At 45.4% G+C, this 15,900-nt stretch carries 15 protein-coding genes and 1 tRNA gene; 7 read left to right on the top strand and 9 right to left on the bottom strand.

The window, feature by feature from the left end:
• Positions 1-271: 271 nt before the first annotated feature.
• Positions 272-1,819, bottom strand: a complete 1,548-nt coding sequence (locus ABZR88_RS00955) for a glycosyl hydrolase family 65 protein (RefSeq protein ID WP_211309833.1) — start codon at positions 1,817-1,819, stop codon at positions 272-274.
• A 380-nt stretch (positions 1,820-2,199) separates the two neighbouring features.
• On the opposite strand from ABZR88_RS00955, the gene ABZR88_RS00950 reads away from it, so the two are divergent.
• Positions 2,200-3,021, top strand: coding sequence for an MBL fold metallo-hydrolase (locus ABZR88_RS00950; protein ID WP_107829257.1), 822 nt, complete (start codon positions 2,200-2,202; stop codon positions 3,019-3,021).
• A 178-nt stretch (positions 3,022-3,199) separates the two neighbouring features.
• Here the strand turns inward: ABZR88_RS00950 and ABZR88_RS00945 are convergent, their stop codons facing one another.
• Entirely contained in the window at positions 3,200-4,228 is a 1,029-nt protein-coding gene (locus tag ABZR88_RS00945; RefSeq protein ID WP_107829258.1) for an acyltransferase, read from the bottom strand.
• A 130-nt stretch (positions 4,229-4,358) separates the two neighbouring features.
• Here ABZR88_RS00945 and ABZR88_RS00940 point away from each other — a divergent pair, with 130 nt between their 5' ends.
• Positions 4,359-5,195: an oxidoreductase gene (locus ABZR88_RS00940; protein ID WP_107829259.1), complete on the top strand. Its 837-nt coding sequence runs from the start codon at positions 4,359-4,361 to the stop codon at positions 5,193-5,195.
• A gap of 228 nt (positions 5,196-5,423) precedes the next feature.
• Complete coding sequence (locus ABZR88_RS00935) at positions 5,424-5,945, top strand: acyl-CoA thioesterase (protein ID WP_107829260.1); 522 nt, start codon at positions 5,424-5,426, stop codon at positions 5,943-5,945.
• A 27-nt stretch (positions 5,946-5,972) separates the two neighbouring features.
• Here the strand turns inward: ABZR88_RS00935 and ABZR88_RS00930 are convergent, their stop codons facing one another.
• From ABZR88_RS00930 to ABZR88_RS00920, 3 genes are all read right to left on the bottom strand, one after another.
• Positions 5,973-6,572, bottom strand: a complete 600-nt coding sequence (locus tag ABZR88_RS00930; RefSeq protein WP_107829261.1) for an HPP family protein — start codon at positions 6,570-6,572, stop codon at positions 5,973-5,975.
• A 123-nt stretch (positions 6,573-6,695) separates the two neighbouring features.
• Positions 6,696-7,679 (bottom strand): aldo/keto reductase, encoded by a 984-nt coding sequence (locus ABZR88_RS00925; protein ID WP_107829262.1) that lies wholly within the window; start codon positions 7,677-7,679, stop codon positions 6,696-6,698.
• Positions 7,680-7,816: 137 nt separating this feature from the next.
• Complete coding sequence (locus tag ABZR88_RS00920; protein WP_107829263.1) at positions 7,817-8,221, bottom strand: EVE domain-containing protein; 405 nt, start codon at positions 8,219-8,221, stop codon at positions 7,817-7,819.
• A gap of 123 nt (positions 8,222-8,344) precedes the next feature.
• On the opposite strand from ABZR88_RS00920, the gene ABZR88_RS00915 reads away from it, so the two are divergent.
• The gene (locus ABZR88_RS00915) at positions 8,345-8,962 is read left to right on the top strand and encodes an HAD family phosphatase (RefSeq protein WP_107829264.1); all 618 of its coding nucleotides are present in this window, start codon (positions 8,345-8,347) and stop codon (positions 8,960-8,962) included.
• Between the two features lie 172 nt (positions 8,963-9,134).
• Here ABZR88_RS00915 and cdaA read toward each other — a convergent pair whose 3' ends face one another.
• The 3 genes from cdaA to ABZR88_RS00900 form a co-directional block, all read right to left on the bottom strand.
• Positions 9,135-9,926 carry a diadenylate cyclase CdaA gene (cdaA, locus tag ABZR88_RS00910; protein ID WP_107829265.1) on the bottom strand — a complete coding sequence of 264 codons (792 nt, stop codon included), beginning with the start codon at positions 9,924-9,926 and terminating at the stop codon, positions 9,135-9,137.
• A gap of 143 nt (positions 9,927-10,069) precedes the next feature.
• Positions 10,070-11,122, bottom strand: coding sequence for a TerC/Alx family metal homeostasis membrane protein (locus ABZR88_RS00905; RefSeq protein ID WP_107829266.1), 1,053 nt, complete (start codon positions 11,120-11,122; stop codon positions 10,070-10,072).
• Positions 11,123-12,094, bottom strand: a complete 972-nt coding sequence (locus ABZR88_RS00900) for a polyprenyl synthetase family protein (RefSeq protein WP_107829267.1) — start codon at positions 12,092-12,094, stop codon at positions 11,123-11,125.
• Positions 12,095-12,212: 118 nt separating this feature from the next.
• On the opposite strand from ABZR88_RS00900, the gene ABZR88_RS00895 reads away from it, so the two are divergent.
• The 3 genes from ABZR88_RS00895 (at position 12,213) to ABZR88_RS00885 (ending at position 14,007) form a co-directional block, all read left to right on the top strand.
• Complete coding sequence (locus ABZR88_RS00895; RefSeq protein WP_107829268.1) at positions 12,213-12,533, top strand: hypothetical protein; 321 nt, start codon at positions 12,213-12,215, stop codon at positions 12,531-12,533.
• 113 nt (positions 12,534-12,646) lie between these two features.
• Positions 12,647-12,734: transfer RNA gene (locus tag ABZR88_RS00890), tRNA-Ser, on the top strand.
• 79 nt (positions 12,735-12,813) lie between these two features.
• A complete protein-coding gene (locus tag ABZR88_RS00885; protein WP_107829269.1) occupies positions 12,814-14,007 on the top strand; it encodes a hypothetical protein in 1,194 nt (397 codons plus the stop codon).
• Between the two features lie 715 nt (positions 14,008-14,722).
• Here ABZR88_RS00885 and ABZR88_RS00880 read toward each other — a convergent pair.
• On the bottom strand, positions 14,723-15,883 hold the full coding sequence (locus ABZR88_RS00880; RefSeq protein ID WP_146166561.1) for a hypothetical protein: 1,161 nt from the start codon (positions 15,881-15,883) through the stop codon (positions 14,723-14,725).
• Positions 15,884-15,900 lie beyond the last annotated feature (17 nt).

The raw sequence follows: 15,900 nt of genomic DNA, 5'->3' as shown, positions 1-15,900 counted from the left end.
GATAATTTTTACCGCAAGTTTTACTTTTATAGCAGGGGTATTCAGGTTTATTTCCTTACCGGTTAGATAAAGCAATCAAAATTATTGGCAGCAGCCCGAATTTTAGTCTTAAATTTTTTCTTTCTGTTGTACAATTTTGTCATCACCGGTGATAATCTCGTTACACACCCCCATCTACCCCACCCCAAACCCCTCCCCGAGGGGGAGGGGCTTTTAAATACGTGATATAAAAAAGCCCCTCTCCAAAGGAGAGGGGTTTGGGGAGAGGTCTTTACAGCTTCACCTGCACACGTTTCAATTCGGCGCCATGGTAAATCATCTTGCCGTCGGCAAAAATCATCAGGCCTTTGCCTTTTCCGTATTTTTTGCCGGTTTCATCCCACAAAATGCTGATGTATTTGCCGTGGTACAGCACATTGTCCAGACCGAACCATTGCCATTTGCCTTTTGGCACCAACGGAGATACATCAAGCACGTTATCTATGCGAGGTTTAAGGCCCACCAGGTCATTGATCACAAGGTCAACAAAACCGGAGTGATTGTAGTAGCTGCTGCGCGGATTGTCGCCTTTCAACCAGTAGCCGTTTTTCTCGTCCTGGTATTCGCCAAGGTAAGGCACGCCGCGTTTAACGTGACTCATGGCATATTTATGTAACTCGTCATAAAAAACCTGCGGCGTCATGCTGTTATGGTTTTTGTAGTTATTGAGCAGGTTAGACAGCCCCTTCAAAGTCTGCGTGGTAGCAAAAGGCCAGATGGCGCCATCCCACTCGCAGCTATGACCGCTACCATGCGTGCGGAACAACGGGTGACGGCGCTCGGCAGTGGTTAAACCCCATGGCGCTTTAAAACCGCCTTCATCCAGTAACTGATCCCATTGTTTAGCGTACTCCGGCTTGTCATCCGGCAGGTTAAAATACCAGGGGATAAAGCCCAGCTCTTCGCGGGCATCAGCAAACTGACCGTTAGGGTGCACCGCTTCAAAAAATGAGGCTTTGGCATCCCACAGGCTATCCTGCGTTAACTTTTTCATTTTAGCAGCCTCTGCTGTATAATGAGCTTTCAATACGTTATCGCCTACCAGCGCAGCCATTTGCGAGAGTGCCACCGCGTTGCCATACATATAACTGTTGATAGTTGGCCTGCGGTTTTTGTCTTTACGTGAACCGCTAATGGATTCCTCCATGGCATCCTTCACATCAAACTGCCAGAACAGGCCCGACGGCAAACGGCGATCAGTTTCCCACAGGCGGTAGTCTTTATCCAGCTCTGGTAAGATCTTCTGGATAAAAGCTTTATTCTGATTGACCAGGTAGTAGTTCCAAACAGCATTATCTACCCAGCTGCTAAAGTTGTGGAAACGCGGCTTTGGTTGCTTTGCATCGGTATATAACCAAAAGCTCACATAATCATTAATATACTGCGGATCATGCAGCCAGCGGCCCTCATACACCTGGTGACCCAGCGCACTGCTGCCACTGTTATACAAACCGCCGAAGCTTACCGGGGTAATAAACTCATCAAAAATAAAACCGGCAGGCGTTTGTTTCAGGTGCTTACGGAACGTCCACCAGCGGTAATAATAGATGCGTTGGATAGCTGAATCCGGACATTCAAAAAGCGGAGCATTTTTGGCCAGGAAATCATAAGTCTGCGCGTTGGTGACGTAGTTCTTGATCGTTTCTGTATCAACGGAGTTGAAATAGTCAATCTGACTTTTCATCTCTTTGAGGCTCAATATGGGTTTGGGCTGGGCGCTAACTTTCAGCATAGCAACACTGCAAAGCAGGCCAAGACCTATGGCGGCAATCTTCTTCATTATTCAGAATTGGTATTAATAAAAACGAATGTATCGTTTAATTTATTTTGAAGTTGGATGGTCTGTCATGGTGGCACCTCTCCTCGGCCCTCTCCAAGGGAGAGGGAGTATTAAACACTATTAAATTACCTATAAAACAACAACTTACATCAACTGCACCTCCGTGTAAAAACTCTGTGACCTCTGTGGCTAACATTAAAGACAGCATTCCCGTAGAGACGCAATACTTTGCGTCTCCCCCCTGCAATTTTCCTGCGATGCATAAAATAGACGCAAAGTATTGCGTCTCTACAGTGCTAAAAACCGATCTTTATTCTTCGATCTCTAATCTTTAACTTAACTACTATTTTTAGTAATTTGCACGCTGTCTGAAATCAAAAATGTTCATCGCGTCACTCAATTCAGGAAGTAATGGCAACTGCTATTATGTAGGCAATCAGCACGAAGCCGTACTGGTTGATGTGGGCATTTCCTGCCGCGAGGTAGAGCGCCGTATGAAGCGCCTCAACCTGAACATGGCCAAAGTAAAAGCCATTTTTGTATCGCATGAGCATAGCGATCATATCAAGGGCATAGCCGTACTCTCGCGTAAGTACAATTTGCCGGTTTATATTACGCCTGGCACTTTGCAGTACGCCTATCTGGGTTTAACGCCCGAACAGGTGATCCATTTAGAAGCTTTTAATGATGTGCAGATTGGCGGCCTCACTATCCGCACTTTCCCCAAACTGCACGATGCTAATGATCCGCATAGTTTCGTCATTAGTTGCGATGGTATTAACGTGGGAGTGTTTACAGATCTGGGCGATGTTTGCGAGCAATTGATCACTCATTTTAAACAATGCCACGCCGCTTTTCTGGAAGCCAATTATGATGAATCGATGCTAAGCAACGGCCGCTATCCATGGTTTTTGAAGAACCGCATCAGCGGCGGTAAGGGGCACCTGTCTAACACCAAGGCCTTACAACTGTTCAACAATCACCGGGCGTCGCACTTAACGCATTTATTACTGGCGCATCTTTCTAAAGACAATAACGATCCGCAGTTGGTGCAGGAGTTGTTTAGTCAGCATGCCAATGGCGTACATGTTACCGTGGCATCGCGGTATGAGGAATCGCCGGTATATCATATTACAGGTAAGTTGGCGATTGCGGAGTCACTGCCTAATCACCCTGATCAGTTGCAATACGCGTTGTTTTAGGCAAATTATAAGTTAGTAAATAATTCCTGACCACCACGTCATTGCGAGGAACGAAGCAATCTCTGCAAATGCAAATCAGATTTACGTGTCCGACTATCCTATCCTGTACAGAGATTGCTTCGTTCCTCGCAATGACGTGACGATAACTTGGCAATGAATTTTGACGCCTTAGCTCGCCTCACTCCACCTTCCGCAATGCGCGTTCCTTACGTTTAATAAACGGCTTCTCAATAAAAATCCACGAGAGCGTCCCCATCAACATCGACAATGCGAGCACCAAAGGCAGGTTAACATGCGACACTAGTTTAAGCTGAACGATGATGGTGAGGATAACCCCATGATAGATATAAATGCCGTAAGAGATATCATTCTTGCGCAGCAACTGATTAGCCAGATTTGGCAGCGTGTAAGCCATCGAGAGCATCACCAATGACATGAACAGGTACTGCACCGTGTCAAAATACACCCTCGGGAAACTATCGTACAAAAACATGGTGAACGCCACGTAGGCCACCATCCAATACAAAGCTTTGCCATAAATAAAAGCGGATTGATAGATGCGCAGCCGCTGAAAGATCACCCCAACCAAAAACAGATAGAAATGCGGGATAAAGCTGTATTGAAGGATCTTGCCCGTCCGATCGTCAAGCGGAATAAGTCTGCAAGCTATCGAGGCACCCAGAAAAACCAGGAACAGACCGGCAAACCAGGCGTTCAAATGTTTCTTAGGGGCGAGGAAAAAGCACACGGGCATCAGCAGGTAAAACTGCAGCTCGATGGGAATGGTCCATACGCTGCCGTTCCAGGAGCCAAAGCCATAGTGCGTTAGAAAAGCGGGTGTGTAGCTCAATCCGGCCATTTGTATGGGCAGCCAAACGGCGGCTTGTTTATTCAGAAAACTTACCCCCGTCAAGCTGATAGCAATAACCGCTAAAATAATACAGCCCCACAACCCCGGGTAAATGCGCAGAGCGCGGTTACGGAAATAATTTTTCAATCCTGGATTGCGCTCGTACGATGCAGAGATCAGGTAGCCACTGATAACGAAGAATACCGGCACACCGGGAAAAAGATAAAGCACTTTCTCGGCCGTGTGACTGATTGGGATGCTGAGATGTTGGAAATAATGATCGAAAACCACCTCAATAGCGGCCAGCAGCCGCAGCAAATCGAAATTATTTATCCTGAACTCTTTTTGTTCTTCCATGCAGGGCCGGGCCGCTTTGATGAGCGAAAGATATAGATTTTAACCTGGGCCAGCAAGATAATGAGCCGCGGCTGACAAACATTTGCCCGCATAGCTGTTATTTAGGGGCACACATTTAATACACTATTTTATGAGCAAAGTATGGTTTATTACCGGTTGTTCAACCGGTTTCGGTCGCGAGTTGGCCAAAGAAGTGCTGGCCGCCGGTCACCAGGCCGTGGTGACAGCCCGCAACCCTGATGATGTTAAAGACATTGTAGCAGATTATCCTGAAACATCCATCGCCCTGAAACTGCATGTTACCCAACACGATCAGATCAAGGCCGCTGTTGAGCAGGCAAAAGCCCGGTTTAACCGCATTGACGTGCTGGTGAACAACGCAGGCATCGGTTACTTTGGCGCTGTTGAAGAAAGTGAGGAAGATGAAGTACGCCGCATGTTCGAGATTAACTTCTGGGGCCTGGCCAACATGACTACCGCCGTACTGCCTGTTATGCGCGCGCAGCGCAGTGGACATGTGGTAAACATTGCCTCTATTGGTGGCTTAGTTGGCTTCCCGGCAGTGGGCTATTATAACGCTACTAAGTTTGCGGTAGATGGTCTCTCAGAATCGCTTTCTAAAGAGGTAAAACCGCTGGGCATTAAAGTTACCGTGATTGCGCCAAGCGGTTTCCGTACCGACTGGGCCGGTCGCTCTGCCAACGATAGCAAAATCAAGATTGACGACTACCAAACTACCGCCCACACCAACCAGGGCAACATCCGCGGTTATAGCGGCAACCAACCCGGCGATCCGACCCGCGCCGCCAAAGCTATCCTGAAAGCGGTTGAGTCTGAAAATCCGCCGTTGCGTTTATTGCTGGGTCAGGCCGCGCTTAAAGGCGGGCGTAACAAACTGAACGAGTTACAGCACGATTTTGATACCTGGGAAGAAACTACGGTTTGGGCTGATTCGCCGAAAGCGTAATCGACGGAACATCAAAACATTTCATTCCTGATGACAGGTTAAGCGCAGGGTGTCATCCTGAGCTTGTCGAAGGGCGCGCGAAGGCCCCGCTACCATGCCGCCCCCCCCCCCCGCACGTGTTTCGACAGGGCTCAACATGACACCCTCTTTATTAACCATAGGTTTTTTGCATACAATAACATGATGCATTAATCCACTATCTTTACATCACACTAACAAACTACCTGCATGACTCCCAAATCGCCTCAAGAATCATATACCATCATGAACGAGCTGGTGTTACCCAACGATACCAATACCCTTAACAACCTGATGGGCGGTCGCCTGCTGCACTGGATGGATATTGCGGCAGCAATATCGGCACAAAAGCATTGCAACCGCATCGTGGTAACAGCATCAGTTGATAATGTATCGTTTAAACGTTCTATCAAACTGGGCGATGTGGTGAGTATTGAGGCGGTAGTAACTCGCGCCTTTAATACCTCAGTAGAGGTACGGATGGATGTTTGGGCGCAAAACATTCCCTCAAACACGAAAGAAAAAAGTAACGAGGCTTACTATACCTTTGTGGCGCTCGACAACGATGGCAACACGGTAAAAGTACCGGAGCTGATACCTGAAACCGAAGATCAAAAGTCGCTTTATGATGGGGCGTTGCGCCGCCGTCAGCTACGCCTGATCTTGGGTGGCAAGATGAATCCTGATGATGCTACTGAATTAAAAGCGCTGTTTTTTGCAGAAAGGCAATAGCTCAGTAAAAGGGAGAGCTTCTTCTATTTAAACTTTTCGGTGTCCAAACCCGTATTGCCGCTTCCAGATTTTATACCACTCCTTATTACGTGGATAGCTGCGGTGCTTGGTAGCGTTGTTACAGATTACGGCCACAAAAAACAAGATCAATACGCCAGACAATACCGGACTGATTATATAAAAATAACCCAACGCCTGTATTTTAGGAGAACCAATATTAGCAATAAGCGCTGTAGCGCCGCCCGGCGGATGCAACGTTTTGGTGATTTGCATGAGCACGATGGCGATAGAAACCGACAAGGCTGCCGACAGCCATACCTGTCCGGGTATCAGGTGATGAATAACCACACCGGTAATGGCGCAAACCAGGTGCCCGCCAATAAGGTTGCGTGGTTGTGCCAGCGGACTGTTAATAATACCGTAGATCAATACAGACGACGCGCCGAAAGAACCGATAAGGAACAGATTATCATAAGCAGTGAAGTATCTGCTGTTTAAAAAACCGATAATGCCTATACCAAGAAAAGACCCGATAAAGGTCCACAAGTGTTCGCGGAGGTCAACAAGGGTTTCTTTGTAAATAATATAACGTGCGCGGCGGGCGTGTAATCTGAGTCGTCTTCTCATAACTATCTTTTTCGCGCCGCAAAGATAAAAAAAAATAGTCTACTTTGGGAGTAGACTATTTTTATGTTACATACTTATTCGTCAGCCAAAGATCACTCTCACTGACTTATCTGTCAGCAGCCATTAATAATGACCGCGAATTTGCGGTTTGATCTCGCTGTCATACAGCGCACGCAGTTGCTGATGAGTAGCCTGTGGCAATGGCTGTAAAGCCGAAGCAGCCACGTTGCCCTCAACCTGGCTGATCTTGGTTGCACCCGGGATAACGGTGGTTACCTGCGGATGATCCAATATCCAGCGGATGGCCCACTGTGCCATGCGCTCATCAGGCAGCATGGTTTTCATCTGGCTGGCCAAACGTACGCCTTCTTTAAAATCAACACCAGAGAATGTTTCTCCTGCGTTGAAAGCCTCGCCATTGGCGTTATAGTTACGGTGATCTTTTTCGGCAAAGGTGGTAGCCTCGGTAAATTTGCCCGACAGCAGGCCACTGGCTAAAGGCACGCGTACAATCAGGGCCACGCCTTTTTCGGCAGCTTTAGCAAAAATCTCGTCGGCCACGTGCTGGCGGAACAGGTTAAAGATGATCTGTAACGATGCCAGACCCTCTTGCTCCAGGCAAATCAACGCTTCTTCTGATGTTTCTACGCTGGCGCCGAAGTGCTCTATCAAACCTTCTGACTGCAGTTTACGCAGATGTGTAAAAACTTTACCGCTGCGCATTTCTTCAGTAGGGATGCAATGCAATTGCTCCAAAAACAGATGCGGCACATCCAGATGCTTCAAAGAATCTTCCACATGACGCTTCATCGCATCATAAGTAAAATTCTGCGGCCAGCCGTTTGGCGCATCGCCACGGCGACCAAGTTTGGTGGCTACGTAAAGCTCTTTCTGCTGCGTTTTCAGAAATTTGCCAATCACGGTCTCGCTGATGCCCATGCCGTAAACATCGGCGGTATCAATAAAATTGCCGCCGGCATTAACATAAGCCTGCAATATGGCAAAGGCCTCTTCGTCGTTCACCACGCCCCAGTCTGCACTGCCTAACTGCCAGGTGCCCAAACCAACTTCGGCAATATCAATGCCTTTAAATTTTCTATAATTCATATTAGAGTAATGAGTGATTGTGTGTTACCTCTCCCAACCCTCTCCAAGGGAGAGGGCTTTTAATGTTAATGTGTCAAATGAAATGCTACCCAAACCCCGCTTCATTCCCTCTCTTCAGGAGAGGGTTAGGGAGAGGTCTAGCTGCCCAGCTCCAGTATCCGGTCAAACTCCTCTTGCTTCAATGGCATTACCGATAGGCGCCCCTGGCGCACCAGGCTGATGTTTTGTAACTGCTCATCGGCTTTAATCTGCTCCAGTGTTACTGTCTTTTTCAAGGTTTCAACCGGCGACAGGTCTACCACAACCCAGTTCTTATCATCGGTAGTTGGATCCTGGTATGATTCTTTAACCACTTTGGCTACGCCCACAACCTCTTTGCCCTCGTTGCTATGGTAAAACAGCACCAGGTCGCCTTCGCGCATATCGCGCAGGTTATTGCGGGCCTGATAGTTGCGCACACCATCCCAAAAAGTACGGCCATCCTCATTAAATTTCTCCCAGCTATACTTGTGGGGCTCAGATTTTACCAACCAGTGATTCATTTTTCAGCTTGCTAATGTGGGGCAAAACTATTAAAAAGATAGGGTATTGAGAAAAGCCTGCATCACCAAAGCATAACAAACCATGCCCAAAATTGTAACAAAAACATGCTAATTTGCGCCGGTATGACAACTCCTGTAAAAGCCTTCATTTTTGACCTGGGCATGGTGCTCATTGACTGGAACCCCTATCACCTGTACCGTCAACTATTTGATAACGATGCCGATATCCACACTTTTCTAACAACCATTTGCACCATGGACTGGAACGAAGAGCAGGATATGGGCCGCCCCATTAAAGAAGGCACCGAGTTACTGGTTGCCCAATATCCCGAGCACGAAGCCAACATCCGCGCCTACTACGGCCGCTGGGATGAGATGCTGGGGGGACCAATTGCCGGTACCGTTGAAATTTTTAACAGCTTGAAGGCAAGCGGTCAGTATAAACTCTATGCACTCAGCAACTGGTCGGCAGAAACGTTTGGTATTGCGCAGGAACGTTATGGCTTTTTGAATGAGTTTGATGGCGTAGTGATATCTGGTGTGGAGAAAACCCGCAAACCTTTTCCTGATTTTTACCAGATCCTGCTGAACCGTTATCAGCTTCAGCCCGCTGAATGTTTGTTTATTGATGATAACCTGCGCAACGTTTTAGCAGCGCGTGAGCTGGGTATTGATTCGATCCATTTTGTAGGCGCGGAGAATTTGGCGGAAGAGCTGGGTAATCGAAATATCACTCTTTAAGCTGTTGACACGGCGGCCAGAGGCCGCGGGATAGTCGTCACTCGCGAAGACGCGAGCGACTGCGAATAGTTGTCTTGAACCAGAATTTATAGGACTTTAAAGATTTACAGGATATTTATCCAATCATATTTTAGAATCCTTAAAATTCTATAAATCCCGGTTCAAGACAAGTTTAAAAATCCTTATTCAGCAGTTTCTCTAATTCAGCAAAGCTGATGTTGATCTTTACGCGGCCGTGTTTGGCGTAGGATATTTCGCCGGTTTCTTCTGAAACGATGATGGCCGTAGCATCATTACTTTCGGTTACTCCGATACCGGCGCGGTGACGCAGACCGAACTGGGCTGGAAGGTCTGTTTTATCAGTCAGTGGTAAAATACAGCTGGCAGATTTAATTTTGTTACCGGCAATCACCACCGCCCCATCATGCAGCGGGCTATGCTTCTGGAAAATACTTTCTAGTAACCGTTTAGAGATCTTGGCTTCGAGCACTTCGCAGCTGTTCTGGTAAAATTGCTCGTCGTAGTATTTCACAAATACAATTAGCGCGCCCGTTCGGGTTTGCTTCATGCTTTTGCAGGCATCAATAATTGGCTTAATGCGGGCGTAGTTGTTTTTCTCTACCTTCTTTTTGCCAAAGAAATACATCCACCACTCGCGATTGCGCTGCAGCGAAGCATTTTTACCCACCAGCAATAAAAACCGTCGAATCTCCTGCTGAAACACCACCACAATGGCCACAATACCCACACTTTGCAGGTTGCTCAGAATTTTGCCTGTCATCGGCATGTTGTCTTTATCAAGACTCACCAGGCCCAGCAGTATCAGGTAAATTACCCCTAAACCAATCAGAATATTGACAGCAATGGTGCCTTTTACCAGGTTATAAAGCTGGTAAAGAATAACGGCCACCAGCAGTATATCTAATACACTGAAGAAGTTAGGCGAGAATTTTAGCAGTAGCAAATGCACAAAACGAAGTTAATGTTTTTTGGCTGGTTAATTATCAGCATTACACAACGTTTACAATTACCCCAGAATCGCCCCGATGACGAGAAAGTTCGACTATCCTACGCAGAGATTGCTTCGTCCCTCGCAATGACGCTTTGCTAGTGCGCTGTTTCTTTCTTCTGTGGAAACATTAACGATGCCACCACGCTGATCACCAGAATACCGAGGATAACCAGTAACGAACGGAAGGTGGTTAAACCAATATGCTCGGCATACTCGCCTACCAGCATCTTGGCACCAATAAAGGCCAGCAGCACGGCCAGACCGGTTTTAAGGTAGTGGAATTTATCAATAATATTCACCAGCAGGAAGAACATAGAGCGCAGGCCCATAATGGCAAATATGTTGGAGAAGAATACGATATAAGGATCTTTAGTTACCGAAAAAATAGCGGGAATAGAGTCAACCGCGAAGATCAGATCGGTTACCTCGATAATCATCAGCACCAGGAACAGCGGTGTGATCAGTTTTTTCTTGTTGATCTTGATGAAGAATTTACCGCCCTCAAATTTGGGGTGTACCGCAAAATATTTGGAGGCGAACTTAACCACCGGGTGATGTTCAGGATCTATCTCATCTTCTTTATTGCGGTTCACAAACATCATTACCCCGGTATAAACCAGGAACACGCCGAACAGGTAGAGCACCCAATGGAACTTGGCAATCAGCGCGGCACCTACAAATATGAACAGGAAACGCATGGCCACCGCGCCAATAATACCCCAAAGCAGCACCTTGTGGTAATAACGCTGCTGCACGGCAAAGGCGGTAAAGATGAGCACGATGACGAAGATGTTATCAACCGAGAGCGCGTACTCTACCACATAACCGGTAATAAACTCCAGTGCCAGGTTTTTGCGATACATTTTCAGACCACCCTGAAAATCGGCCGGGTTAAGTTGAAGGCGATGCTGGTGATCAATGTTGATTTGCTGCAGACGCTCAAAGCTATCTACATGATGCAGCAGGTGACCGTAATTGTAGATCAGCGCGTAAAACACCAGCGCAAACGACACCCATATGGCACTGGTAATACCAGCCTGTTTTAGTGATACCGGCTTTTCAGACTTGCCGAAAAGGCCCAGATCTGCCGCCATCATAAAAAAGATGAACAGCACAAAGCCACCAATAAACAGTATCTCGCTCGGCATTTATTTGTTTCTTTCTGTAGTAAATCTTACCAGCTGCTCCAAACCGGTGCGTGCATCGCCCGGAGGGAAGGTGTTTAGTATTTCAAAGGCATCATCCTGGTAGCGTTTCATCTGGGTTTCGGCATATTCCAGTCCGCCGGTACGTTTTACAAAGGCGATGATCTCGGCAATCTTATCGTTTTCCTCGTAATGGTTTTTTACCAGGTTGATGATGCGCTTGCGTTCAGCCGGCTCGCAGTTTTTGAGCGCGTAGATCAGCGGCAGCGTAACTTTCTTTTCTTTGATATCAATGCCCAGTGGCTTACCTACATCATCGGTACCAAAATCAAACATATCGTCTTTGATCTGGAAAGCGATGCCTATCTTCTCGCCAAACAGGCGCATTTTCTCAATCGTCTCTGCGTCGGCTCCTGCAGACGCGGCCCCACAGGCACAGCAAGAGGCAATTAATGAAGCCGTTTTCTGGCGGATCACATCATAATACACCGGCTCATCTACATCCATGCGGCGCACTTTTTCTACCTGCAGCAACTCGCCCTCACTCATCTGCTTCACAGCTTCAGACACGATACGCAGGATATCAAAATCCTGATGCTCGATAGATAGCAGCAGGCCTTTAGACAGCAGGTAATCGCCCACCAGTACGGCTATTTTGTTTTTCCACAAGGCGTTGATAGAGAAGAAGCCACGGCGTTGGTAGGAGTTGTCTACCACGTCGTCATGCACCAGGGTGGCTGTATGCAGCAGTTCTACCAGGGCAGCACCACGGTGGGTGGCCTCTGTAATGCCGCCGCACAAGCTGGCAGAAAAGAACACAAACATGGGCCTGATCTGCTTGCCTTTACGCTTTACAATGTAATGGGTAATTCTATCCAACAGCGGGACTGAGCTTTGCATGGCGCCTTTAAAGCGCTCTTCAAAAACCTCTATATCGGCAGCAATGGGTTTTTTAATCTCGTTGATGCTCAGCATTTGCAGGGAACCTAAGTACTTAGTTTCGTTTAATGGGGGCAAACATAAGTTAAAAAAACCGATCTGCGTTTAAACCCTTTCTTTTTTTATCGCTCTATTATATAAAAACCAGAAGATAATGAAACTTAAAATATTTGGAGCCGTTTTGGTGGCCGTTTTAGCCACCGCCTCTATAGCCAGTGCACAAACGCACACCCCATACATTAACCAACGCCAGCACGCGGAAGATCACCGGATTAACCAGGGCGTACGGAGCGGAGAGATTACCCATCGTGAGGCCACACACCTGCGTAACAACGAGCGCCGCATTGCCATGGCAAAGCACAATGCCCGCCGCGACGGATACGTTAGCGCGCGTGAGCGCCGCCACATTACACGGATGGAAAACCGGAACAGCCGCGCCATTTACCGCGCAAAACATAACGGCCGCCGTTACTAATATTTAGCCGTTTGATTTATATGTTAAGTTTGTGAAAAAAGCGCCCGCTATGGGCGTTTTTTTATTTCGGGGTAATGGCTTATTATATTACTTTTGCAATCCGATTTTTACAAGGAGAGGTGTCTGAGTGGTCGAAAGAGCACGCCTGGAAAGTGTGTATATGTCAAAAGCGTATCGAGGGTTCGAATCCCTCCCTCTCCGCTAAAAAACAGAAAGGTGTTCCATTAAAGAATACCTTTCTGTTTTTAGGCCCGGCGCTTAATGTCTTAGATCGCAGAATATGTTGAAAAACCTACCTAAACCAGATCATCCCTCTCTATTGGGAGTTATTCTCAAAAGTATTTTATTCTGTCACTTAATATTGTTCCTGTTTACAGGAACGGCTTTATGTCAGTATAAGGATACTACCTATTCATTTTATAAGGTATCATCAATAGACAATAATGTTTACAAAGTCAGCACTGCCGACAGTGCTGACTTTGTAAAGGTCATGTACCCGGCTAACGAAGCCAAAAACATCATACCTGTAACGCAATTTTATAGCGATGGAAAAGTTAATTTCATCGGATCGTACAGCTTATCACGATACAACCAATCCAAACTAACGATACTAGATGGTGACTTTATTGCCTTTTATCCTGATGGCAAGAGGAGGTGTTATCTACATTACATAAACGGAATGAAAGATGGACTGGGGTATTTCTTTTACCCTAACGGAAGAGCATACTGCAGCAGAAAATTTGGCCAATATTTGCCTGCCGATGGGACCTATTGGGAATGTTATGATAATAATGGATCACTTATATGTAAAAAAGGCAACGGACAATGGATTATATACGATGATAAGTTTAGACCAATGATTCAAGGCCCCATTAATAACGAGCTTCCTGACGGCGAGTGGCATGGGGAAACATTTGAGGCCGATTCAATAAAATACACTTATATCTATAGAAAAGGCAAACTTATTTCAGGGACGGGGTATGACAAGTTTGGGAAACAGTATCCATTTAAAGAATACATAGATCAATCATCTGTAAATAGTGACCCATTCAGGTTTATTAGGAAGTTACGCGCCAATTTTAAGATACCCAATAACGCGAATATAAAAATATCAGCATTAGACACGGCCAAAGTAAGCTTCATACTGGAGAAAGACGGCCGGTTTACCAATCCTGAAATAATTGGAAATAATGATCCGGCATTGAGACAGGCTTTGCAAAATGCACTTGACAAATTTACCGAAGAAAAACCAATGAAGTATTACGGTATCCCGCTGAGATCAAAAATTACAGTTTCTTTTAAAGACGTTTCAGAAACCCACACGTCAAACTATAGCACTGCCGTCACGCCAGCACCAAGGCTATGGGAGTTTGAATCACCGTACGGAGTCCAGGATCCCTATTATGTAAACTCGAGTTATACCAGCACAACCAAATGGCTAAACTTCAAAGAAGAAATACTAGGGTTTGATTGAAAGTAATGGGTTTATAGTAGTGCTTGCGGTAGCGTGGGGGCTATCGTTGCCACCAGGTTTCCCCCTACTTGCGCAAGTATGCAGCGCAGGAAAAGGCGTGGCGTACTTGCGCCCTACCCGTTATAAAGCCAGGAAAGCCTACAGAAAAGCCCAGCTTGCGGCTAGGCTCAGGTAATAGAAAAACCTGTGTTATGTGTACTCTATGAGCTTATAAACTCACGAGATCGGGAGGGGGGGGGGGCTAAATTTAGGTTGTAGCTTTTTTTTAAAAGCTTGACCAGTCTATTTTCGCAACCCATATTGTCTCCTCCTCGGAATACTCTACAATACCGGTAGTACTCAATTCATCTTGATCTGTTAAATTTAGTACGAGCCCGGTATGAAGTTTAATATTATTAGTTTTAAGATCGTTTAATGTTCCAGTTGTATTCAATCTGACACGGCCCCCAGGATCAGAGTTATTAAAATCAACGAAAATTAAAATTGATGAATCCATAAATTAATTTCTTTTACGGGGTGTAGGATTTCTAACAGGTGGATTAAACAGTCCCCCCACAACTTGCGCAAGTATGCAGCGTGGGTAAAAGCGCGCCTACTTGTGCCATGTGCTACATGCTTTGCAAATAGAAGGATACTAATTCAAACTTATTTTAAGGCACAAGTGCTCTAGCCCTCATGGCCAACGCTGCATACCTGCGCCAGTTACGGGGGCAAGCTACCAACAAAGCATGCCGTTATAACTATATCTATACGATTTAAGGGTATGAGAATCCAAAATATTTTTAAACCTGTATATTTTTGATTCGTTAGGAGAAAAGCTTATCTTTTTTAGGACTTTTTTTTCATTTATACTAAATACTTGGTAAGTATTTTCATCAGTTAATATCAACTTGTCATTACTTAATGCAATGTTGACATCCCCTCTTAACTTGGCTTCGTAACTTAGTTCCAATTTAAATTCTGGAATCTTTAATGAAACAACGGACAGTTTATGATTTAAAGAAATGGGGCTAAAAATCTGATTATTGGATAAAAAAACAATAGCAACCTGGTCACCCGATGCCAAAACTTTGTTAATCTCTTTATTAAATGTTTTTTCGAAAGTAGTTGAACCGTCACTCTTTCTTAAGACGTAAACAGAGTAATCATTGCAAACCAAAAAGAAGTTTGAATAATTAAAAATTTGCAATTTATTCCTTGACTTTACTATGTTGGTTTTTATTCTCCATCGGATGCTATTACTGTTATCTATCGCTAGCAAATAACCTGAATTAGGTCCAGTGACTCCTCCTGATAACACGTTTAGAGTATCAGACACTGGAATAGAAATCGTATTAGCAATTTCGTTAAGAGCTCCATTCAAATTACCCTTAAGAAAAAAGTCTGCATTATTGTTTTTCATTAAGCTAACGCGATATAGATTCCCAATAAAAAAGGTCTGAGTGCGATTTTGTATTACATCCGTCGATGAAAAAACGCCCTGCTCGTCTAATTTATATGTAATAACTTTATTGCTACCAGCTCGCCATTGATAAAGCAAATCAGGCCTTACCATTGAAAGATATATTAACCGACCATTCAAGTAATCAAATATTATCCCCTCTAATTCCGAAATTCGCTTTCTTGATAAAATATTACCTTTTTTTAAATCTATCAATACAAACTCTCCCGAACCATTATTATTCCCTTTTAATCTCACAATAGCGGTATCGTTTGTTACTTTGATATCAATGACCTTGCGATCAACACCAATAATTGAATCAATATTCAGCGTATTTGCACCCAAAAAAAGCAATGAATGGGGCTTTGTATGCCGCTGACATGCCACAAAAAGGAATACGGTACCAACTAAGCTTATAATCAGATAATGTTTCATTTTTTCATATCATGCAG

Origin of the sequence: Mucilaginibacter yixingensis, from assembly GCF_041080815.1 — a bacterium.
Taxonomy (GTDB): domain Bacteria; phylum Bacteroidota; class Bacteroidia; order Sphingobacteriales; family Sphingobacteriaceae; genus Mucilaginibacter; species Mucilaginibacter yixingensis.
Note: the sequence above shows the minus strand (reverse complement) of the source record. Positions and strands in the feature narration are given on the sequence as shown.